This is a genomic window from Streptomyces sp. NBC_00377, assembly GCF_036075115.1.
Classification (GTDB): Bacteria; Actinomycetota; Actinomycetes; order Streptomycetales; family Streptomycetaceae; genus Streptomyces.
Genome location: NZ_CP107958.1, coordinates 6,893,579 through 6,915,581 on the forward strand (window position 1 = coordinate 6,893,579; position 22,003 = coordinate 6,915,581).

Annotated in this window: 18 protein-coding genes and 2 pseudogenes; 15 read left to right on the plus strand and 5 right to left on the minus strand. The window is 71.5% G+C overall.

All coding sequences use genetic code 11. From position 1 onward, the window contains the following. The first annotated feature begins 24 nt into the window (after positions 1-24). From OHS71_RS30570 to OHS71_RS30580, 3 genes are all read left to right on the plus strand, one after another. Positions 25-1,758, plus strand: coding sequence for a lytic transglycosylase domain-containing protein (locus OHS71_RS30570; RefSeq protein WP_328482552.1), 1,734 nt, complete (start codon positions 25-27; stop codon positions 1,756-1,758). 160 nt (positions 1,759-1,918) lie between these two features. Continuing rightward, a complete protein-coding gene (locus OHS71_RS30575) occupies positions 1,919-2,053 on the plus strand; it encodes an SPW_0924 family protein (RefSeq protein WP_328482553.1) in 135 nt (44 codons plus the stop codon). Between the two features lie 39 nt (positions 2,054-2,092). Beyond that, positions 2,093-3,085: a DUF3068 domain-containing protein gene (locus tag OHS71_RS30580; RefSeq protein WP_328482554.1), complete on the plus strand. Its 993-nt coding sequence runs from the start codon at positions 2,093-2,095 to the stop codon at positions 3,083-3,085. On the opposite strand, the gene OHS71_RS30585 is transcribed toward OHS71_RS30580, so the two are convergent. Then, positions 3,075-5,795 carry an ATP-dependent RNA helicase gene (locus tag OHS71_RS30585; protein ID WP_328484692.1) on the minus strand — a complete coding sequence of 907 codons (2,721 nt, stop codon included), beginning with the start codon at positions 5,793-5,795 and terminating at the stop codon, positions 3,075-3,077. The genes OHS71_RS30580 and OHS71_RS30585 overlap by 11 nt on opposite strands. A gap of 95 nt (positions 5,796-5,890) precedes the next feature. Further along, a complete protein-coding gene (locus tag OHS71_RS30590) occupies positions 5,891-6,865 on the minus strand; it encodes a class I SAM-dependent methyltransferase (RefSeq protein WP_443047099.1) in 975 nt (324 codons plus the stop codon). Between the two features lie 226 nt (positions 6,866-7,091). Between OHS71_RS30590 and rpsA the strand changes: the two genes are divergently transcribed. The 4 genes from rpsA to OHS71_RS30610 all read left to right on the plus strand — a co-directional run bounded on the left by rpsA (position 7,092) and on the right by OHS71_RS30610 (position 10,979). After that, positions 7,092-8,600: a 30S ribosomal protein S1 gene (gene rpsA / locus OHS71_RS30595; protein WP_328482555.1), complete on the plus strand. Its 1,509-nt coding sequence runs from the start codon at positions 7,092-7,094 to the stop codon at positions 8,598-8,600. A gap of 283 nt (positions 8,601-8,883) precedes the next feature. After that, positions 8,884-9,822: a PAC2 family protein gene (locus OHS71_RS30600; RefSeq protein ID WP_328482556.1), complete on the plus strand. Its 939-nt coding sequence runs from the start codon at positions 8,884-8,886 to the stop codon at positions 9,820-9,822. 105 nt (positions 9,823-9,927) lie between these two features. Further along, positions 9,928-10,548 carry a dephospho-CoA kinase gene (gene coaE / locus OHS71_RS30605; RefSeq protein WP_328482557.1) on the plus strand — a complete coding sequence of 207 codons (621 nt, stop codon included), beginning with the start codon at positions 9,928-9,930 and terminating at the stop codon, positions 10,546-10,548. A gap of 50 nt (positions 10,549-10,598) precedes the next feature. Continuing rightward, positions 10,599-10,979, plus strand: a complete 381-nt coding sequence (locus OHS71_RS30610; RefSeq protein ID WP_328482558.1) for a tetratricopeptide repeat protein — start codon at positions 10,599-10,601, stop codon at positions 10,977-10,979. Positions 10,980-11,214: 235 nt separating this feature from the next. On the opposite strand, the gene OHS71_RS30615 is transcribed toward OHS71_RS30610, so the two are convergent. Then, the gene (locus OHS71_RS30615; RefSeq protein ID WP_328482559.1) at positions 11,215-11,481 is read right to left on the minus strand and encodes a DUF6343 family protein; all 267 of its coding nucleotides are present in this window, start codon (positions 11,479-11,481) and stop codon (positions 11,215-11,217) included. Positions 11,482-11,663: 182 nt separating this feature from the next. Between OHS71_RS30615 and OHS71_RS30620 the strand changes: the two genes are divergently transcribed. From OHS71_RS30620 to OHS71_RS30630, 3 genes and pseudogenes are all read left to right on the plus strand, one after another. After that, positions 11,664-12,359 (plus strand): class I SAM-dependent methyltransferase, encoded by a 696-nt coding sequence (locus tag OHS71_RS30620; protein WP_328482560.1) that lies wholly within the window; start codon positions 11,664-11,666, stop codon positions 12,357-12,359. A gap of 114 nt (positions 12,360-12,473) precedes the next feature. Then, a complete protein-coding gene (locus OHS71_RS30625; RefSeq protein ID WP_328482561.1) occupies positions 12,474-12,926 on the plus strand; it encodes a DoxX family protein in 453 nt (150 codons plus the stop codon). A 384-nt stretch (positions 12,927-13,310) separates the two neighbouring features. After that, a pseudogene (locus OHS71_RS30630) lies at positions 13,311-13,969 on the plus strand (uracil-DNA glycosylase). 361 nt (positions 13,970-14,330) lie between these two features. Here the strand turns inward: OHS71_RS30630 and OHS71_RS30635 are convergent. Beyond that, entirely contained in the window at positions 14,331-15,005 is a 675-nt protein-coding gene (locus tag OHS71_RS30635; protein WP_328482562.1) for a GntR family transcriptional regulator, read from the minus strand. Positions 15,006-15,159: 154 nt separating this feature from the next. On the opposite strand from OHS71_RS30635, the gene OHS71_RS30640 reads away from it, so the two are divergent. Together OHS71_RS30640 and OHS71_RS30645 are read left to right on the plus strand one after the other, a co-directional pair. Then, on the plus strand, positions 15,160-16,638 hold the full coding sequence (locus OHS71_RS30640; protein ID WP_328482563.1) for an NCS1 family nucleobase:cation symporter-1: 1,479 nt from the start codon (positions 15,160-15,162) through the stop codon (positions 16,636-16,638). A gap of 14 nt (positions 16,639-16,652) precedes the next feature. Next, the gene (locus OHS71_RS30645) at positions 16,653-17,369 is read left to right on the plus strand and encodes an aspartate/glutamate racemase family protein (RefSeq protein WP_328484694.1); all 717 of its coding nucleotides are present in this window, start codon (positions 16,653-16,655) and stop codon (positions 17,367-17,369) included. Positions 17,370-17,403: 34 nt separating this feature from the next. On the opposite strand, the gene OHS71_RS30650 is transcribed toward OHS71_RS30645, so the two are convergent. Beyond that, entirely contained in the window at positions 17,404-17,688 is a 285-nt protein-coding gene (locus tag OHS71_RS30650) for a hypothetical protein (RefSeq protein WP_328482564.1), read from the minus strand. Positions 17,689-17,918: 230 nt separating this feature from the next. Here OHS71_RS30650 and OHS71_RS30655 point away from each other — a divergent pair, with 230 nt between their 5' ends. From OHS71_RS30655 to OHS71_RS30665, 3 genes and pseudogenes are all read left to right on the plus strand, one after another. Further along, on the plus strand, positions 17,919-18,650 hold the full coding sequence (locus OHS71_RS30655; protein WP_328482565.1) for a DUF7873 family protein: 732 nt from the start codon (positions 17,919-17,921) through the stop codon (positions 18,648-18,650). Between the two features lie 529 nt (positions 18,651-19,179). Further along, the gene (locus tag OHS71_RS30660; RefSeq protein ID WP_328482566.1) at positions 19,180-21,216 is read left to right on the plus strand and encodes an FUSC family protein; all 2,037 of its coding nucleotides are present in this window, start codon (positions 19,180-19,182) and stop codon (positions 21,214-21,216) included. A gap of 57 nt (positions 21,217-21,273) precedes the next feature. After that, a pseudogene (locus tag OHS71_RS30665) lies at positions 21,274-21,920 on the plus strand (DUF899 domain-containing protein). Positions 21,921-22,003: the final 83 nt, after the last annotated feature.

The following is a 22,003-nucleotide window of genomic DNA, read 5'->3' on the forward strand; positions in this document are numbered from 1 at the left end:
GCGTCCACGGGAGGGTTTCACTTCATGTCGGCGCATTTCGGCACGAGGCTGCGCAAGGGAGCGGTCAACACGACCGTGGCCGCACTGGCCGTAGCGGCTCTGGCCGCGTCCCAGGCACCGGACGTCACGGCCGACGGCCACGGCAGACAGACCGCCGCCGACACCCCGTCGTCCGCCGACACCGGCACCGAGAGCGGCGCCACCGGCAACTCGCCGTACTACACGGACCTCCCCCCGCTGAAGAGCCCGAACCCCGCGCCGAGCCAGAGCTCCTCCGGCGCCCCGGCCGCCACCGGCGCCACGGAGGGCGGCATCCCGGCGACCGTCCTGGACGCCTACAAGAAGGCCGAGGCGGAGCTCGCGCAGTCCAAGCCGGGCTGCAACCTGCCCTGGCAGCTCCTCGCCGCGATCGGCAAGGTCGAGTCGGGACAGGCGCGCGGCGGCAACGTGTACGCCGACGGAACGACCATCTCGCCGATCCTCGGCCCGGTCCTCAACGGCGTCGGCTTCGCGAACATCAGCGACACCGACAACGGCGCCTACGACGGTGACAGCACCTACGACCGCGCCGTGGGTCCCATGCAGTTCATCCCGTCCACGTGGGCCTGGGCGGGCCGTGACGGCAACGCCGACGGCAAGAAGGACCCCAACAACATCTACGACGCCGCGCTCGCGGCCGGCCACTACCTGTGCCGTTACGACTGGGACATGTCGGGCACGTCCGGGATGCGCAGCGCGATCCTCAGCTACAACAACTCGACGGACTACCTCAACACGGTCCTGTCGTGGCTCGAGTACTACCGCAAGGGCTCCCACGAGATCCCCGACGGCACCGGCACCGTGCCGGCCAACCGCAGCGACGACGACACCGGCTACACGCCCCCCTCGCCGTCCACCCCCGTGACGCCCGGCGCACCGAGCACACCCGGCACGCCGCCGAAGCCCACCACGCCGACCACGCCGCCGAAGCCCACCCCGCCGGCGACGCCCACGAAACCCACCACGCCGCCGACACCCACCGAGACGGTCGACCACCTCGAGGACGCGGGCACGGCGGACCTCGGCGCCATGGCGGGCAACACGTTCACCGACCGCATCAGCGCCCGCGCGGAGACGGCGGCCGGCAAGGCCGTCGCCAAGGTCAGGATCCGCTTCACCGTCGTCGGCGACACCGACACCACGTTCACGGGCGGCGAGAGCGTCGCCACGGTCGTCACCGACAGCAAGGGCGTCGCTCTCGCCCCGGCCCTCCGGGCGGGCGAGAAGACCGGCGCCTTCACCGTCCGCGCCACGGTCCTCGGCCGTACGCTCTCCGCCCTCGACTACACGGCCACCGTCACCGCCCGCGCCGCGGACACCCTCGCCCGCACCGGCAGCGCCACCCTGACCTGCACCGCGGGCGGCGAGTTCGCCGACCGGGTCGAGGTGAAGGCCACCTACAAGGGCGCCGTGGCGGACAAGGTCGCGGCCACCGCCACCCTGATCAGGTCGGCCGACGACACGACCGTGAACGACAAGGGCCCCTACTTCAAGGACGCCGCCGGCAACCCCGTCCGCACCCTGGACCTCCAGACGGACGCCGACGGCCTGCTGGCCCTGCCCGCGCTCTACGCGGACGACACCGCCGGCGCCTACCTGCTCCGCATCACCACCACGGGCGGCGCGACCCTGACCCTCGAACTCACCGTCACGGCCGCCGAGGCCTCGACGCCGAGCCCGACGCCCGGCGAGTCGGAGTCGACGACCCCGGCCCCGTGACCGTCCTTCCCCGCTACGACGGCGGCGCCCCTCTCCTCAGAGGGGCGCCGCCGTCGTGTGCGACGTGTTCTCATCTCGGCCTCGCGTTGCTACCGTGCCCGACCTGACGATCCATCAGTTCCGTTGACGGTTCCCTTGGCTGCTCCACCGGGAGGCCCGTATGCGCGCCCTGATCGCCGCCGCGACCGGTCTCGCCGTCGCGCTCGCCCTGATCCTCACCCTCACCGCGGTGGGCACACCGGCCGGCAAGACCTCCCCGAAGCCACTGCTGACGACCGTCCCCGCACACCCCTGACCGCCCCGACCGCCGGCTCCGCCCGCGAAGGAGGCCGAGATGCGCCGCAAGGCCAGCCTGGTCCTGCTCGCCCTCGCCGTGTTCTTCGCGGCGCTGTCCCCCCTGCTGCGCTGGTACGCCTTCCCGCGCCTGGCCAAGATCCCGGCGAACGAGTACCAGACCATGGTCCTGGAGGCGAAGAACGCCACCCTCCTCGACTACAACCACCTGACCGCCCGCACGGTCCCCAAGGTGACCATCGTGCAGACCCTCAAGGGTGATGTGGAGGCCTCCGAGAAGATCGAGAAGACGGCCGGCCGGGACGTCGTGGTCTGGGACGGTCTGTCCTACGTCCAGGGCCCCGACGGCAAGATGGTCTCCGAGGTCCCCGAGCGGTACATCTTCGACGCGCACACCCAGGAACCCGTGCACGCCACCGGCGAGATGGTCGACGGCGACCCGGTACGCCGGGAGGGCATCGAGTTCAAGTGGCCGTTCCTGACGGAGAAGCGGGACTACCAGTACTTCGACGCCCAGACCCGCACCACGGCCCCCATCCACTACAAGGGCACCCAGACCTTCCGCGGCCTGAAGGTCTACTACTTCGAGCAGACCGTCCCCTGGACCAAGGTCCCCATGCCCAAGACGATGCCGGTCAAGGGCATCACCCCCGAGGACATCGCCAAGACCGGCACCACCCGCTGGTACACCACGGTCCGTAAGTTCTGGGTGGAACCGGTCACCGGCGCGCCCGTCAACGGCGAGGAGATCCACCAGGAGGAACTGCGCGGCGGCAGTCTGCTCACCGGCCGGGCGAAGGTCACCGCGTTCGCCGGACACGTGAAGATGCGCGAGGACTACATCGAGCACACCGTCGCCCTCGTCAAGTCCAACCGCACCCTGGTCCTGCTCCTGACCGCCTACCTGCCCTGGGGCTTCCTCCTCCTCGGCGTCCTGCTGATGTCCCTCTCCCTCTACGTCGAGGCCCGCTCCCGCCGCCCGGGCGAACCCACCGCCGCCGCGCCCGCCGCACCGCAGCCGGTCACCGCCTGAGCCGCGCGTTGGTGTACCGGGTCGGCTCGGCGCCCGCCGGATTCTCGGGCCACGGATGCTTCGGGTAGCGGCCCCGCAGCTCCGCCCGTACCGCCTTGTACCCGTCCTTCCAGAAGGAGGCCAGGTCGGCGGTGACGGCCGCGGGCCGGCCGGCGGGCGACAGCAGGTGCACGAGCAACGGCACCCCCGCCACCCGCGGCGACTCCTGAAGCCCGAACATCTCCTGCAACTTCACTGCGAGGACCGGCCGTTCCGGGTCGCCGTAGTCGATCCTGACCCTGGATCCGCTCGGAACGGCGATCCGCTCCGGCGCCAGCTCCTCCAGCCGCACCGCCTCACCGGACGCCCAGGGCAACAGCCGTCCGAGTGCCTCCCCGGCGTCGATCCGCCCCAGGTCGCTCCGCCGCCGGGCCCGGCTCAGCTCGGGCTCCAGCCAGTCGTCCACGCGCGCGTACAGCGACGCGTCCGAGACGTCCGGCCACGGATCCCCCAGATGCCTGCGCACGAACGCCAGCCGCTGCCGCAGCACGCCCGCCTCGGGCGACCAGCGCAGCAGCCTCAGCCCCTCCCTCTCCAGCCCCTCGACCAGCGCACCGCGCACCAGCCCGGGATCGGCATCCCGCAGCGGACGCGACGCCAGCTCCACGGCCCCCAACCGCTCCACCCGCCGCGCCACGACATCGCCGTCGGCCCAGTGCACCTCGTCCCGCTCGTCGAGCAGCGCGCCGGCCGCGAGGCGGGCGACCTCCTCGTCCACGACCGCCGCGAGTTGCACACGCGCGTGCCCCTTGCCGACAGGCCGGTCGGCGACGGCCACGGCGAGCCAGGAGGCGCCACGCAGACCGGTGCCCTCCCGGACCTCGGCCCGCGTCCCGGACACCATGAGAAAGGAACCCCCGTCGGCCTTGGCGAGCCGCTCGGGAAAGGCGAGGGCGACAACCAGACCGGCGACGGCATCGGAACCCGCCCCCGCGACAGTCCCGGCGCCCGCGACAGCGCCGCCGCCTGCCACAGCCCCGCCGCCTGCGACAGTCCCGGCCTCCGCGACAGCTCCCGCTCCGGGCGCCGTGCCGGTTCCGGGCGAGGTGGCGGACGCGGCGCCCGCACCGGCTCCCCCTTCTGTCCGGCGGGTGCGCCCCGTCCCCGCCGGGGCATCCGTGTCCGGCTCCGGCAGGAGGGCGTCACGGGCAGGGGCGGGGGACAGGCCCGTGGTGGCCACGGCCCTCAGCCGGCGCACCTCGGCCCGCCAGCGCCCGCTGTAGGCGTCGCCTCCACGCCGGACGCCGCGCAGAGCGGCGGCCAGATCGTCGCCGTACTCCCGCGGGGCCTCCTCGCTCAGCAGCGCGACCACCTCGACGGCGCGGTCCACACCCACCGACGCGGCCCCGTCCAGCAGCGCCCGGCCCAACCGGGGGTGCAGTCCCAGCCCGGCCAGCCGCGATCCCCGCCCGGTGGCCCGGCCGGTGGAGTCCACCGCCCCGATCGCCGTGAGCAAGGACCTCGCAGCCGCCATCGCCCCGGCCGGCGGCGGATCGAGCAACGCCAGCCCGGAGGCCTCGGGATCCCCCCAGCAGGCCGCCTGGAGGGCGAACGCCGTCAGATCGGCCACCCTGATCTCCGGAGCCGGGAACGACGGCAGACGGGCATCCTCCGCCTCCGCCCAGCACCGGTACACCGCACCCGGCGCCTCCCGCCCGGCCCGCCCCGCCCGCTGCCGGCCCGCAGCCCGCGAGGCCCGTACGGTCGCGAGCGCGCTCAGCCCGCGCGCGTGGTCCACCCGAGGCTCCCGCGCCAGCCCGGAGTCCACGACCACCCGCACCCCGGGCACCGTCAGCGAGGACTCCGCCACCGAGGTCGCCAGAACCACCCGGCGCCGCCTCCCGGGAGCCAGCACCGCGTCCTGCACCGCCGCCGGAGCCCGCCCGTGGACCTGGAGCACATCGACGCCGCCCAGTTCACCGAGGAGCCCCGCGACCCGCGCGATCTCTCCGACGCCCGGCAGGAAGCACAGCACGTCACCCGACCGCTCGGCCAGCGCCCGCCGCACCACCGACGCCACGTGCGCCAGCAGCGCGGGATCGACCCGCATACCGTGCGGCGGCCGCACCGGACGGGCCGGAGGCGCCCACACGACCTCGACGTCGAAGAGGGACCCGTGGGCCTCCACCACGGGCGCCCCGCCCAGCAGCCGGGCCCACCCCGCCGTGTCCGTCGTCGCCGAGGCCGCCACCAGCCGAAGCCCGGGGCGCAGCGTCTCGCGCACGTCCCACAGGAAGGCGGCCGACGTATCCGCGTCGAGATGCCGCTCGTGGCACTCGTCCAGCACCACCACGTCGACGCCCGACAGCTCCTGGTCACGCTGAAGGCGTTGCAGCAGCACGCCCGTCGTCACGACCTCCACACGCGTGTGCCGCCCGACGACCCGTTCCCCGCGCACGGTGTGGCCCACGCTCTCCCCGGGCCGCTCGCCCAGCAGCCACGCCATCCGCCGGGCCGCCGCCCGCGCAGCGATCCGCCGCGGCTCGGCCACGACCACCCGGCGCGCCGGCCCCTCGCCCAGCAGCCCGGCCAGGGCGAGCGGCACCAGCGTCGTCTTGCCGGTGCCGGGCGGCGCGGCGAGGACGGCGGTTCCGTGCCCGTCCAGGGCCGCGTTCAGAGCGGGCAGGGCCGCCCGCACGGGCAGCGCTTCCAGGGCGTCGTCACGAGGGATCACGCCCCCAGTGTCGTACGCCCCCGAGAACGCGTCCGCTCCCGCACACGCGCGTACGGGAGCGGAGGAGGGGGTAGCGGAGGGGAGGGAGGCCGCTAGTCCCGTTCGCAGACGAAGACGGCCGTCCCCGGGATGAGGTTTCCGCGCAGCGGCGACCAGCCGCCCCACTCCGAGGAGTTCCAGGCCGGCCACTCCGGCTCGACCAGGTCCACCAGCCGGAAGCCGCCCGCCACGATGTCGCGGACCCGGTCGCCCAGCGTGCGGTGGTGCTCCACGTACACCGCGCGGCCCTCGTCGTCCTGCTCCACATAGGGAGTGCGGTCGAAGTACGAGGAGGACACCGACAGACCCTCCGGGCCCGGCTCGTCCGGGAACGCCCAGCGGATGGGGTGGGTCACGGAGAACACGAAACGGCCGCCCGGCCGCAGCACCCGCCGTACTTCCTTCAGGACGAGCACCGGATCGGCGACGAAGGGCAGCGCCCCGTATGCCGAGCAGGCCAGGTCGAAGGAGGCGTCCGCGAAGGGCAGCGCGCCCGCGTCGGCGCACACCAGCGGGAACGACCCGCCGATGCGCAGCGCGTGCTGGAGCTGGCGGTGGGAGAGGTCCAGGGCGACCGGTCGCGCGCCCTGTGCGGTCAGCCAGCGCGAGCACTGGGCCGCGCCGGCGCCGATCTCCAGGACCGATCTGCCCTTCAGGTCCTCCGGCGGGCCGAGCAGTTCGGCCTCCACCTCGTCCAGGCCCTCGGGCCCCCACACGAAGCGGTCGTCGCCGAGGAAGGTGCCGTGGTCGATCTGGTATTCGTCCGCGTTGCGGTCCCACCAGCCCCGGTTGGCCCGGGAACTCTCGGCGACGTCGGCGTCACGTCGGGTGGCTTCCGGCTCGATGGCCGGCTCGGACGATGCGGGCTCTTGGATGATCGGCTCCCTCGTCGTACTCTTCCGTGCAACCTGCCCTTCGGTGTCACCCGAGGTGTCACCGAAGAGGCTTCCTGCGGCCTGCGTGACCTCAGGAGAAAGGTTGTGTGCCGGGTTTGCGGTGATCCGCCCCGGGTGTGCGCCTTCGCGCATTGACCCGGCCCGGCTGCCCCCGTATGCTACAAGTTGCGCTGTGGGCCTGCGCACCTCAGACATAGCAGGCTGCGCCGCATCTGTTGTATGTCCCCTCGGTTGTCGAGGCGTCATCACCATGTCCTGGTGAGGCGTTTCCTGAGCTGTCCGGTCTTCATCAGAGCGACACGGGTTCCCGGCGTAGCAGTACCTACGACTCACTGTCCGTACCGGAGCCCTTTCCCACATGACGAGCAGCACCGAGACCACCGCCACCACCCCGCAGGTTGCGGTCAACGACATCGGTGACGAGGAAGCATTCCTCGCCGCTATCGACGAGACGATCAAGTACTTCAACGATGGCGACATCGTCGACGGCGTCATCGTCAAGGTTGACCGGGACGAGGTTCTCCTCGACATCGGTTACAAGACCGAAGGTGTCATCCCGAGCCGCGAGCTCTCGATCAAGCACGACGTCGACCCCAATGAGGTCGTCGCCGTCGGTGACGAGATCGAAGCCCTTGTTCTCCAGAAGGAGGACAAGGAAGGCCGCCTGATCCTCTCGAAGAAGCGCGCCCAGTACGAGCGCGCCTGGGGCACCATCGAGAAGATCAAGGAAGAGGACGGCATCGTCACCGGTACCGTCATCGAGGTCGTCAAGGGTGGTCTCATCCTCGACATCGGCCTCCGTGGCTTCCTGCCGGCCTCCCTCGTCGAGATGCGCCGCGTCCGCGACCTCCAGCCTTACGTGGGCAAGGAGCTCGAGGCGAAGATCATCGAGCTGGACAAGAACCGCAACAACGTGGTCCTGTCCCGCCGCGCCTGGCTGGAGCAGACCCAGTCCGAGGTCCGCCAGACGTTCCTCACGACCCTCCAGAAGGGTCAGGTCCGCTCCGGCGTCGTCTCCTCGATCGTCAACTTCGGTGCCTTCGTGGACCTGGGTGGCGTCGACGGTCTGGTCCACGTCTCCGAGCTGTCCTGGAAGCACATCGACCACCCCTCCGAGGTTGTCGAGGTCGGCCAGGAAGTCACCGTCGAGGTCCTCGACGTGGACATGGACCGCGAGCGTGTCTCCCTGTCGCTGAAGGCGACCCAGGAAGACCCGTGGCAGCAGTTCGCCCGCACCCACCAGATCGGCCAGGTCGTGCCCGGCAAGGTCACGAAGCTGGTTCCGTTCGGTGCGTTCGTCCGCGTGGACGAGGGCATCGAGGGTCTGGTCCACATCTCCGAGCTGGCCGAGCGCCACGTGGAGATCCCGGAGCAGGTCGTCCAGGTCAACGACGAGATCTTCGTCAAGGTCATCGACATCGACCTCGAGCGTCGCCGGATCTCGCTGTCGCTGAAGCAGGCCAACGAGTCCTTCGGTTCCGACCCGGCCTCGGTCGAGTTCGACCCGACGCTCTACGGCATGGCCGCGTCGTACGACGACCAGGGCAACTACATCTACCCCGAGGGCTTCGACCCCGAGACCAACGACTGGCTCGAGGGCTTCGAGTCGCAGCGTGAGGTCTGGGAGAACCAGTACGCCGAGGCGCAGACGCGCTTCGAGCAGCACCAGGCTCAGGTCATCAAGTCCCGCGAGGCGGACGAGAAGGCCGCTGCCGAGGGCGGCGACGCCGCGGGTGCGGCTCCGGCCGCGTCCGGTGGCGGCGGCGGTGGTTCGTACTCCTCCGAGGGCGCGGACACCTCCGGTGCGCTGGCGTCTGACGAGGCGCTTGCCGCGCTGCGCGAGAAGCTGGCCGGCGGCCAGAGCTGATCGCCCGGCCGTCAAGGCTGAGCTGACTGTTTGACCGAGGGCCCGCACCTTTCGAGGTGCGGGCCCTCAGTGCTGCCCGACGGCGATTCGGTGAGATCGGCCGCGTGGGCAAGTTCCCCCGAGCCTCGGGGTAGTTATTTCCCGAGCGGCTCCGTGCGACCCCGTGGCCCGCCACCCGGTCCCTTGAGCGGGCCGGCAGGAGTCACCTGATCAAGGGCGTGGTCCGGGAATACCCACCGTCCGGCGCACGTTGGACAGTACGAACACGAGGGGAGCGGTCCAAGTGCTTGATCCGCAGGGTTTGTACGCATGGGAGCCGAAGGGCCTGGCAGTCGTCGACGTGGCGCTGGCCCAGGAGTCGGCCGGACTTGTCATGCTCTACCACTTCGACGGATACATCGACGCGGGTGAAACCGGCGACCAGATCGTCGACCGGCTCCTCGACTCGCTGCCCCACCAGCTCGTCGCGCGCTTCGACCACGACCGGCTGGTCGACTACCGGGCCCGCCGCCCGCTGCTGACCTTCAAGCGCGACCGGTGGACCGAGTACGAGGAGCCGGCCATCGAGGTACGGCTCGTGCAGGACACCACCGGTGCACCGTTCCTGCTGCTGTCCGGCCCCGAGCCGGACGTGGAATGGGAGCGCTTCGCCGTCGCCGTCCAGCAGATCGTGGAGCGGCTCGGCGTCCGCCTCGCGGTGAACTTCCACGGCATCCCCATGGGCGTCCCGCACACCCGGCCCGTGGGCCTCACCCCGCACGGCAACCGCACGGACCTCATGCCGGGCCACCGCAGCCCCTTCGACGAGGCGCAGGTCCCCGGCAGCGCCGAAGCGCTCGTCGAGTACCGGCTCATGGAAGCGGGCCACGACATCCTGGGCGTGGCGGCACACGTCCCGCACTACATCGCCCGCTCGGCGTACCCCGACGCGGCCCTGACCGTCCTGGAGGCGATCACGGCGGCCACCGGCCTTGTCCTGCCGGGCATCGCGCACGCCCTGCGCACGGACGCCCACCGTACGCAGACCGAGATCGACCGCCAGATCCAGGAGGGCGACGAGGAGCTCACCTCCCTCGTGCAGGGCCTGGAGCACCAGTACGACGCCGCCTCCGGTGCCGAAACCCGCGGCAACATGCTGGCCGAACCGGTCGACATCCCGTCCGCGGACGAGATCGGGCAGGAGTTCGAGCGGTTCCTCGCGGAGCGCGAAGGCGAGAGCTGAGCAGCCCGGTCGCGCGCACGCCGGCAGCAAGCCGGCAGCCGGGCGATGAGCAGCGCACAGGGCCTGCCGGGTGCATCGTCACCGGCAGGCCCTAAGCTTCCTGTCATGCTGAAAGTGGGCCTGACCGGCGGCATCGGCGCCGGCAAGAGCGAGGTGTCGCGGCTGCTCGTCGAGTGCGGGGCCGTGCTGATCGACGCCGACCGCATCGCACGTGAGGTCGTCGCGCCCGGCACCCCGGGGCTCGCGGCCGTCACCGAAGCCTTCGGCGAGGACGTACTCGCCCCCGACGGCAGCCTCGACCGCCCCCGCCTGGGCTCGATCGTCTTCTCCGACCCCGGGAAACTCGCGGTCCTCAACTCGATCGTGCACCCCCTGGTCGGCGTACGCTCCCGCGAGCTGGAGACGGCCGCCCCCGAGGACGCCGTCGTCGTCCACGACGTCCCCCTCCTCACCGAGAACGCCCTCGCCCCGCTGTACGACGTGGTGGTCGTCGTCGACGCGGCTCCCGAGACCCAGCTCGACCGGCTCGTCCGGCTCCGCGGGATGACGCTCGACGACGCACACGCGCGTATGGCCGCCCAGGCGACACGCGAGCAACGCCGGGAGATCGCGGACATCGTGATCGACAACGACGTACCGCTCGCGGACCTCCGGCGGCGCGTGAAGGACGTATGGGCCGACCTCGCGCACAGGGCGCACGCGCCGCACGGGACCTCTCCGGAATAGCGGCCCTCGCTCCGCGCGTTGAACCCAGCGAGCAAGGGAAGGATTTTTCCGTGCCCGATACCAGCGGTTCGACCGGACGAACTCCGGAGACGCACGTCATCGACTTCCGTGCCGCGGAGCATCTGCTCGCCGCACGGGACCCGCGGGGCGCGGTGAAGTTGCTCGACAAAGTGATCGCCGCACACCCCGAGAACACCGCCGCCCGGCTGCTGCGCGCGCGAGCCTTCTTCGCCGCCGCCCAACTACGGCCAGCCGAGCTGGAGTTCACCGTCGTTCTGGAGCGCGAGCCGGACAACGCCTTCGCGCACTTCGCGCTCGGCCGCACCTACGAGCGGCAAGGCCGCGGCGACCAGGCCAAGCGCCACTTCCGGCTGGCCGCGGCCCTGGACCCGAACCCGCAGTACCTCGAAGCGGCGCGTTTCGAAGCCTGAGAACGGCCGGTATCCAGCGGCACCGGTGACCGGTGACCGGTGACCGGTGAACGCTGATGTCTCGCGTCTTCCGCCGGTTCGTTCCCACCCGGCTTCGCCGGTGCCCAGCGGTTCTCCATTCTGAATCGGGCTTCGGGACGATCTCGGCGGCGGGAGCAGCCTCAGCGGCGTTCCTCGTGACAGGTGACAGGTGACAGGTGACAGGTGACAGGTGACAGGTCGGAGGTCACTGCTCTCAAGGGTGACGGTGCTCGGGCGGCAGGTACGGGGGGATGTCGCGACCCGGCTGGTAGTGGGGACCCTGCCGCCGATGCCTGAGGATCATCGCCAGATCGACCGTGATCACCAGCCACAGCACCCCACACGCGGCCGCCCATCCCGGACGCCCCGCGAGGGCGAACGCGGCCGTACCGAAGATCGCCCAGGCCAGACCCCACAGAGTCAGCCACAGACGCATCCTCAGCGCACTGCGCGCTGTCGTCGGCTCACTGCCCGTACGCATTCCGATCACCGCTCCTCCCTGCAACGTACTCTTCCGTCCGGACGTTCTCCAGGGGGGTCGGCAGCCCGGAGGGCCCGCCCGGATCTCGCCTCCACCGTGCCTCGAACAAGAGGATCATCCCTCGAACGAGTGAACTGGCGGACAGCGGGAACGGCCGTACGCAGATGGGCCGTTGAACGGGCATGAGGCTGAAGAAGCGAGACGGATACGAGGGAACAGGCCCCGGCGCGATCACCCCGGACGGCTGCGCGGTCGAGCTCTACTCACGCCTGCCGGTGGGGAACGAGCCGGACGTCATCGCCGCGGCGGTACCGCCGGGTGCGCACATCCTGGAGCTGGGCAGCGGGGTCGGCCGGGTGACCCACGCCCTGCTGGAGCGCGGATTCACCGTCACCGCGGTCGACGAGTCCGCCGAGATGCTGGAGCGCGTCCACGGGGCACGCACGATATGCAGCTCTATCGAGGATCTCGCCCTGGGGGAGACGTTCGACGTGGTCATGCTTGCCTCGTTCCTCGTGCACACCGGGGATGTCGAGGTACGGCGAAGGATGCTGCGTGCCTGCGCACGGCACGTCGCGGACGGCGGATGCGTGCTGATTCAACGCGAAGGGGAGGACTACCACTCCACCGTGCCGCGCAAGCGCGTCGACCCCAGCGGTTTCACGATCGGGATCGTCTCGTCCGAGCCCGTGGGTGACGGCGTCCACTGCGTGCGCGCGGAGTACGAGTTCCCGGACGCGGTGTGGACCCAGACCTTCCGGGCCCGCCCCCTGACGAAGGAACAGTTCGAGGAGGCGTTGGCTGAGGCGGGCCTGAAGGTGGACCGCTATCTGACGGAGGACCGGATCTGGGTGAGGGTGATGCCGCTGACGCGGTAGCGGCCGCCAGGGGCGGTGGCGTGAGAAAGGCCGGTGGGGCTGCGATGAGTTCGCTGCGGGAGGTCGGTCTACCTCCCTGACAGCAAAACGGACCGCTCACCGCAGGAGACCCTCATGTCCGAGACCACGGCTCCCCTCACCGTCACCGGCTCCGCCCCCGCTTCGGCATCCGCTACTGCCCGGGGTCGACGCGCCCGGATCGCGCTGCGGGGCTTGCAGGTGCTCCTCGCGCTCTTCTACGGGATCGCCAGCGCCCTGCCGAAACTGATCGCACACCCGTCGGCCGCCGAGTCCTTCGACAAGATGGGCTGGGGCAGCGGGGGCATGTACGCCATCGGCGCCCTGGAACTCGCCGGAGCGGTCGCCCTGCTCATCCCGGTGCTCCAGTCCGTGGCGGCGACGGCGCTCGGAGCGCTGATGGTGGGTGCGTTCGTCGTCCAGGTGGTCGTCTTCGACGGCCAGAACGCGGCCACGCCGCTGATCCTGCTCGTACCGCTTGCGCTCATCGCCTGGAAACGACGGGAGTCGAACACGGAGCTGCTGCGCCTGGCCCGACGGGGAGCTTGACGGGAGGGGAGGGGAGGGGACGGGGGGAGGGGGGAGGGGGCCCCGGATGGCTTGGACCCAACCCGATGGTTCCACCCGGCGTCGTCTTACGGTGGAGACATGGACGCCTCCCAGGCCCCCACCCACTCCGCCTCGTCGGACTCCGCCGCATCGAGATCGACCTCGCCGGACTCCGCCCTCTCGCACTCCGCCTCGAGCTGCGCCCCCTCGGACTCGGTTCTCTCCGAGTCAGCAGCCTCCCCCTCGGACTTCACAGTCTCCCCTTCCGAGTCCCCTCGCTCCGTCCTCGTTCCCTCCAGCCCCGTTTCCTCCGGCTCCGTTTCCTCCGGCTCCGCCCTCGTCGAGCTCGATCGGCGGGTCGCGGAGTGCCGGGCGTGTCCCCGCCTGGTGACCTGGCGTGAGGAGGTCGCCCGTACCAAGCGGGCGGCTTTCGCCGACTGGACGTACTGGGGCCGGCCCGTTCCGGGGTTCGGTCCGTCCGACGCCCCGCTGCTGATCGTCGGACTGGCCCCGGCCGCGCACGGTGGCAACCGGACGGGCCGGATGTTCACCGGCGACCGTTCCGGTGACGTGCTGTATCAGGCGTTGTACGACGTGGGGCTCGCCTCGCAGCCCACCGCCGTCTCCGCCGACGACGGGCTGGAGCTGTACGGCGTGCGGGTCACCTCGCCCGTGCACTGTGCGCCGCCCGCCAACAAGCCCACCCCGGGGGAGCGGGACACCTGCCGGCCGTGGCTCGTGCAGGAGCTGCGGCTGCTGCGGCCGACGCTGCGCGCCGTCGTCGTCCTCGGCGCCTTCGGCTGGCAGGCCGCGCTGCCCGCGTTCGGCCCGCGTTCGGCGAGGCGGGCTGGACCGTGCCACGGCCCCGGCCCGCCTTCGCGCACGGGGCGCGGGTGCCGCTGGACAGGCCGGACGGCGGCGACGGCCTCGAAGTCTTCGGTTGCTTCCACGTCAGCCAGCGCAACACCTTCACCGGCCGTCTCACCCCCGAGATGCTGCGGGAGGTACTGCGCACGGCGGCGGGAGCCGCGGGGATGGTGTGAGCGCCGGTCTTCGGCGTGGTCCCGGCGGAGACGGGCCGGTGGTGGGGCCGGCGCTGAGTCGGAGTCGGTGGATGAGGCCGGAGCCGAATCGGGTCGGTGGACGACGCGGGGTCGGGTCGGGTCGGTGGATGAGGCGGGACCGACGCAGTAGTGCCGTGCGTGGTCGGACGGGCGGGCCGGTGGTGGCCGTCGACGGTATGCCGTTGCTCCCGTGGCCGCCGCGCCTTGTGAGCCTGGCGGGGCACTTCACGAAGTCCAGAGTGTTCGGGGTGTCCGGGGTCTCCGGAGCGTTCGGGGCGGCAAGGGTGTCCGAGACGTTCGGAGCCTGCGTCGCTCATGTCGCTCACGTGGCTTACACGGCCTACGTGGCTTGCGGCGCATCCGGGAGGTCAGGGTCGCCGAAGAGGTGGCGGACCGTGGAGCGGTAGTTGGCCTGCACGTGGTTCAGGGCGTGGGCACGGGCGCGGATGGGGTCGCCGGAGGCGATGGCGTCGTAGAGGTCCTGGTGTTCGGTGAGGAGTTGGGGCCATTCCTCGTTGCGTCGGGTGAGCCATTGCAGGCGGCCGGCGACCGGTTCCATGACCGAGATCAGCAGGGTGTTGCCGGCCATGGCGAGGAGGCGGTCGTGGAAGCGGGTGTTGATGTCGGTGATCGCCTCCGCGTCCCCGGCGTCGGTGGCGCCGGCCGCGCTCGTCAGCAGGTCCCGAAGTTCCGCGAGGTCTGCCGGGGTCGCCCGGGTGGCGGCCAGTCCGGCCGCGTACACCTCCAACGCCTCGCGCAGTTCGAAGAGTTCCTTCACGTCCGTGGGACTCAGTGGCCGTACGACCGTACGGCGCGGTGTCTCGAACAGGACGAAGCCCTCGGCGACCAGCGCCCGGATGGCTTCCCGGACGGGGACTCTGGAGACGCCGAACCGGTCGGCGAGCTCGCGCTCCACGAGCCGGTCCCCGGGACGCAGGCTGCCGGCGATGATCTCCTGCCGCAGGGCCCCCAGGACGCGCTCGCGCACCGCTCCCAGAGGTTCGATCTTCGTCATGGGGCCCATCTTCGCCGATGCGAGGGGGCTTTTACGGAGCCGTAACGGGACGGACATCGGTCAGAAGGCTTGACGGCGAGACCATGGCGGCAGTTTGGTATACCAAACGGTCCGGTCAGTAGTCCTCCTCCTTCCCCTCGCCCATGGAGGTCCCGTGTCCCTCGCCGACAGAGCCGAAGTCACCGGAGCACCCGCGTTCGTCCCCGATCCCCGGCTCACCAACGAAGACCTCGCGCCCGCCGGGAAGCGGAACTGGAAGGTCTTCGACCTCTTCGCGATGTGGATGTCGGACGTCCACAACCTCGGCAACTACACCTTCGCCGCAGGGCTGCTGGTCCTCGGCATGAACGTGTGGCAGATCTTCACCTCCCTCCTCGTCGGCTTCGTGCTCATCTACATCGGCATGAACTGGATGGGCAGGATCGGCCAGCGGCACGGTGTGCCCTTCCCGGTCATCAGCCGCATCAGCTTCGGCGTCTGGGGCGCGAACATCCCGGCCCTGATCCGGGCCGTGATCGCCATCATGTGGTACGGCATCCAGACGTACCTCGCTTCCGTCGCCGTCAACGTGATGCTGCTGGCGGCGTGGCCGGGCCTGGAGTCCTGGACGCACAGTTCCTTCCTGGGCCTCGACGCGCTGGGCTGGCTCTCCTTCGTGTCCCTCTGGCTGATCCAGGCGATGATCATCAGCCAGGGCATGGAGTCCGTCCGCAAGTTCCAGGACTTCTGCGGCCCGGCGATCTGGCTGGTCATGATCGCGCTGGCGGTATGGGTGCTGTCCAAGGCCGGCTGGACCATCTCGCTGACGTCCACCCCGCACCCGGTCTCCGTGGGCGAGCAGTGGCGGCAGTGGTTCGGCGCGATCGGCCTGATCCTCGCCACGTACGGCACGCTGATGCTGAACTTCTGTGACTTCTCCCGCTTCGCGCCCGACTACAGGACGGTCCGCCGCGGCAACTTCTGGGGACTGCCCCTCAACTCGACGGCGTTCGTGGTGGTGTCCGTGATCGTGACCGCCGGCTCGCTCGAGGTGTTCGGCGAGGCCATCACCGACCCGGCGGAACTGGTCGCGAAGGTCGGCAACACCTGGGTGCTCGTCCTCGGCGCACTCACCTTCGCTATCGCCACCATGGGCGTCAACATCGTCGCCAACTTCGTGTCTCCGGCGTACGACCTGGCCAACGTCTGGCCGCAGAAGATCACCTTCAAGGTCGGCGGCATGATCAGCACGGTCGCGGCGCTGGTGGTCACCCCGTGGAACCTGTTCTCCAATCCCACGGTCGTCAACTACTTCCTGGGTGGTCTCGGCGCCTTCCTCGGGCCGCTGTTCGGCGTGATCATGGTGGACTACTACTGGGTCAAGCGTGGCCGCGTGGACGTCGACGAGCTGTTCGACGCCACCCCCGGCTCCCGCTACTACTACCGCAAGGGCGTCAACCCGAAGGCGCTGTGGGCGTTCCTCCCCTCCGCGGCGGTCGCGGCGGTGCTCGCGCTGGTGAAGACCTTCAGCGATGTGGCTCCGTACTCCTGGTTCATCGGGACGGCGCTCGGCGCCGGCCTGTACGTGCTGCTGTGCCGCAGTGAGCGGACGGCCGGTTCCGTGGCCGCCGTCGGGAAGCCCGCGGAGGTCTGAGAAGCGTGCGGAACGTGCGGATCGTCGTCACCAACTGCAACACCACGCAGGAGATGACCGGGGAGATCGTGCGAGGTGCCCGGGCCGCGGCAGGCCGGGGCACCACCGTGACCGGACTGACCCCGGCGTGGGGGCCCGAGTCGGCGGAGGGCTGGCTCGACAGCTACCTCTCCGCCGCGGCGGTCATGGACGCGCTGCGGACCTACGACGGCGGGCCCTACGACGCCGTCGTCATGGCAGGTTTCGGTGAGCACGGACGTGAGGGCGTCAGGGAACTGGTGGACGTACCCGTCGTCGACATCACCGAGGCCGCGGCGCATCTGGCGTGTCTGCTGGGGCGCCGGTACGGGGTCGTGACCACGCTGGAGCGGTCCTGCGGCCAGATCGAGGACAGCCTGGAGCTGGCCGGGGTGGGCCGCAACTGCGCCGCCGTGGTCGGCACCGGGCTCGGCGTCCTCGATCTGGGCGACCGCGCCCGTACCGAGGCGGCCTTTCTGGCGGCCGCCGGACGGGCCCGGGCGGCGGGGGCCGAGGTGCTGGTCCTGGGCTGTGCCGGCATGACGGGACTGGAGCGGATGGTGGGGGACGAACTGGGCCTTCCGGTTGTCGACGGGGTGAGCGCGGCGGTGAAGCTGGCCGAGGGCCTGGTCGGACTCGGGCTGACCACCAGCCGGGCAGGGAGCTTCGCGAAGCCGGTGCCGAAGCGGAGGGCGTGGCGGGCCGAGCCGTAGGAGACGCACCCGGGCGGCGGTGAGGCACACCGGGTCAAGGGGACCCCTCATCTCCGGGGGCCTGTGGAGCGGGGTTCTGCAAAGGCTCCTGGCGTCCGGCATGCGGTGGGGTCTGCTGGTGCGGGAACTCCTCGGTGCGCTCGGCCGCTTCGACGCGCTCGCCGCGGTAGAGGCGCAACTGCGGGGCGGCCCGCGCGCGGGGGTCGATGCTGAGCCGGTCCGGCGGCCCCAGCAGCCGGTGGACCAGCGGGCCCGTCCATCCTCGCAGCCGCAGGCCCGCCAGTGACACGTACCGCCGTCCGTCCTCCGTGTACCTCACCGAGACCAGCCCCCGTCGCACTCCCGATCGTCACGCTCTGTGACTGCACCTCTCATTCAAGCGCGCACCACTGACAATCGCCTCCCGGCGGGCGACCGTCGGACCGTGCGGCGCCGCGCGGCACCACTGCCCGCGCGCGCGGAGCCGGCCCCGGGGAGAGGCCCGGTTCGGCGGCTGCTCGGTCAATAACCCGTTGGGGTCGCGCCGTTGATGCCGCTACCGTCTGCGTCGTGGCGAAACTCAATCAGATCATCGCAGTCGAGAAGGGCGTCAAGTCCAAGGCCCACCAGGACCTGACCGCGGCTCAGCACGGACTCCAGAAGCCCGCCCTGCTGGCCGGTATCTCGCGGACCTACCAGCCCAAGGACGAGGAGGGCGAGCAGCTGCCGCCCGAGTCGACCCGGGTGCAGGTGAAGGCCGAGGACGTGCTGCGGGAGACCGCGGCGACCCTGACCCGGCTGTTCGACGTGACCGCCACGAAGGACTGGGCCAACTGCGACGCCCGCGCCGACGTGAAGGTCGACGGCCGCGTCCTCGTCGCCGAAGTGCCGGTGTCCTACCTGCTGTTCCTGGAGAAGCAGCTCGTCGACCTCACCGCCCTCGTGCGCCGGCTGCCCGTGCTCGACGCCTCCGAGTCCTGGGCGCAGGACCCCTCCACCGACGCGTGGAAGACCGAGCCGGTACGGACGCTGCGCACCAAGAAGGTGCCGCGCAACCATGTGAAGGCGGAGGCGACCGACAAGCACCCGGCTCAGGTCGAGGTGTACTACGAGGACGTGCCGGTCGGTTACTGGACGACCGTGAAGTTCTCGGGTGCCCTTCCCGCACGCCGGATCAACGAGCTCCTGGGGCGGCTGGAGAAGGTGCAGCAGGCGGTGAAGTTCGCCCGGGAGGAGGCGAACGGCACCGAGGTCGTCGACCAGCGGGTCGGTGACGCCGTGTTCGGCTATCTGTTCGGGTAGCCTTCGAGACCCCCCGGTCCGTCGAGGCCGGGGTGCGCGAGGAGCGCAAGCTGAAGCTGAAGCTTGTCGTGACGAGCGAACCGTACCCGCCGAGCACGTCAGGGACGGATCGCGATGAATCTCAGACTCTCGCTCCAGACTCAGCATTCGCCGCCGATCGCCGGAGCGACCGGGCCCAGGCCCCCGGACGTCGAAGTGCCGGTTCAAGTCCGGCCCGCGCAGCTCGATGCGCGGTGGTCCAAAGGCAGGACGCGACGACATCACGACTGACCTGGGTCCTCAAGTGCGCCGGCGTGCGACATGGGTGGCTCTACAGGGGCCGGGGGCAGGCTACGCCCCCGGTCCCGCTCCCGTTCCCGGCCTTGCGTTCATAAAGAACGCGGGATCCGGGCCGGCCGTCACCTCGTTGAAACGTAATCGTCCCAGCCTCTCCAGGACCGCCCCGTACCGTGGACACCACAGCTCACAGCTGACCGCCCCGGCCACCGTCGCCCGAAGGCAGACCCCGCCCTCGCCCGACAGGAGCTCCGTGTCACCGCGCCCGCACGTTCCCGCCCGCGCATTCACCTACCCCGGCGCACTTCCGCCCTGGCTCGCCCACGCCCTGCGCGCCCAGCGCGGGCCCGTGCCCTGGAGCGCGGTCACGCGGGGGGCGCTGGCCGCCGGGCCGTTGCTCCTCGCGGCCGTTCTCGCCGGCCGGGCCTCCCTCGGCGTGGTCGCCGCCATCGCCGCGATGCTCGCCGGGATCAACGACCGGCCCGGCAGCAGGCGGACCGCCGTGAAGCGGCTCGGGGCGCCCGCGCTGGCGGGCGCCGGGGGACTGCTCGTCGGGACGTACGCCGGGGACCATGTCGGGGCACTCGCGCTGACAGCCTTCCTCACCGGACTCGGGTTGCTCGCCGGCGGGACGAGCGCCGTCGGGCCGGTCGCCTCCGCGGCCGGGACACAGCTGCTCGTCGCCTCGGCGATCGGGGCCGGCATGCCCGTCCCGGAGGCCGGGTGGGCGCGCGCCCTCGCCTTCCTCGCCGGAGCCGGATGGCTGACAGCGCTGCGTCTCGTCCTGCCCACGCCCGGCGCGATGACCGGCGACTTCCGCTTCGACGGCGAACGGGACGCGGTGGCCCGCGTGTACGACGCCGTCGCGGAGCTGCTCGACGCCACGGGGGCCGAGCACGCCACCGCCCGCCGCGCCGCGCTCACCGCGGCCCTCGACCACGCCCAGGACGCTCTGGCCGGCCCCCGGCTGCGGCGCTGTGCCGGCTCCGCGGCCGAACGGCGGCTGCACGCCCAGTACGCCGCCGCGCTGCCCCTGGCCGAGGCGGCGACCGCACTCGCCTGGGCCGCGGAGCCCCTCTGCGACCGGGCTTCGGCGGGACCCCGGCGGCTGGCCGCCGCCGTACGCGAGAACACCCACACCGGGCCGCTGCCCGCGCCCTCCCGTTCGGCCCCCGCGCTGCGCGCGCTGGACGACGCGCTGCTGCACGCCGCCGACGCCTTCGACCAGGGCGGCGGCGAGCTGCACACCCGTCGCAGTGCCGCGCGCGACCTGCTGCGCGCCGGGTTCGGGGCGGGCGGCCGCGAGTACGGGCTGCGGGTCGGCCTCTCCTTCGGGGCCGCCGTCGCCGTCGCCCAGGTGCTCCACCACTCCCGGTGGTACGGCTCGCACACGCACTGGTACTGGCTGCCCGCCACCGCCGTCTTCCTGGTCAAGCCCGACCTCGGGCCCCTGCTGTCCCGGGTGCTGTGCCGGGCCGCGGGAACCGTGCTGGGGGCGCTGGTCTTCGCCGGTCTCGCCGCTGTGCTGCCCCGGCCGGAGGGCCTCGTCGCTATGGTCGCGCTGTGCGGGGCGCTGATCCCCGTGTCCACCCGGCACTTCGCCGCCCAGACCGCCGTCGTCACCGTGCTGGTGCTGTCCCTGGTGATGGTCGGCGGGGAACCCCAGGCCTCCGTCAGCCGGATCGGGGAGACCTTGTTGGCCTGCGCGATCGTGCTGATCGTCGGACATCTGCCGGTCCCGGGGAAGGGCGGCGGCCAGGTGCACGCGCGGCTCGCCGCCGCCGCGAGCGCCGCGCACGCCTACCTCACCCATGTCCTCGACGCCTCCGACGACCGGGCCGCGCGCTGGGCCCTGCGCCGCGAGGCCTACCGTGCCCTCGCCGAGGCCCGCACCGCCATCGCCCTGGCCGCCCACGAACTGCCCGCGCTGGCCCGGCACTCGGAGGGCACCGACGAGGTCGCCGCCGTCCTCGAACGGCTCGTCGACACGACCACGGCCTGCGCCGTCCACCTCGACGACACGGGAGGGCTCGGTGCCCGGCACCGGGAGCGGCTCGCCGCACTCCTCGGCGAACTCGCCGCGGGGCGGGAACGGGTGGGGCTGCGGGTGTCCGTGCCGGACCTGCCGGTCGCCGGACGGTTCCGCCCGTCGGACTCGGGACGGGACGCGCGCCACGGCTCTCACGAGGACACGGGCCGTCGTACGTCGACGCGATCGCGCTTCCTCCGACGCCCTCCTCTGCGGCGCCCTCCGCCGAGCCCGGCGCAGTACGTTCCGCGAGGGCGATGAGTTCCGCTCGTCCGTGAGTCATCCTCCGCGACGGACCGTTGCACAGGAGGGGCAGCCATGGCGCAGCCGGAGCTTCCGGAGATCGTCTCGCGCGAGGAGTGGCGCACCGCGCGCGAGGACTGCTGGAGAAGGAAGAGGCGATGACACGCGCGCGTGAGGCGCTCACCGCCGACCGGCGCGCCCTGCCCATGGTCGAGGTCGGCAAGGAGTACGTCTTCGAGGGCGGCAGCGGCAGGGCCGGACTCCTCGACCTCTTCGACGGCCGTCAGCAGCTCGTCGTCCACCACTTCATGTTCGCCCCCGAACGGCAGGCCGGGTGTCGCTGCTGCGCGGCCTTCCTCGACCAGGTCGGCCACCTCGCGCACCTGCACGCGCGCGGTACCTCGTTCGCCGCCGTGTCCCGGGCGCCGTTCACGAGGATCCTGCCGTTCAAGGCACGCATGGGCTGGACGGTGCCCTGGTACTCCTCCTACGAGGACGACTTCAACGCCGACTTCGAGGCGACGGTGCTCCGGGACGGGGGCTTCGCCGAGCGGCCGGGGGTCAGCTGCTTCCTCCGCGAGGCCGACCGCGTCTTCCCCACCTACTCGCTGTTCGGGCGGGAGCTGGACCGGCTCGGCCCGGCGGCCGGCTTCCTGGATCTGACGGCGATTGCGCCACCGGGCGGCGTCCGCGTCCTCTACCACGACGAGTACGACTTCTGACACGGAGAGTGCCCGAGATGTTCGTAAGGTGACCGGACTCTCACACTCCGCGTTGAACCCGTGTCAACTACGTCTCAGTCCCG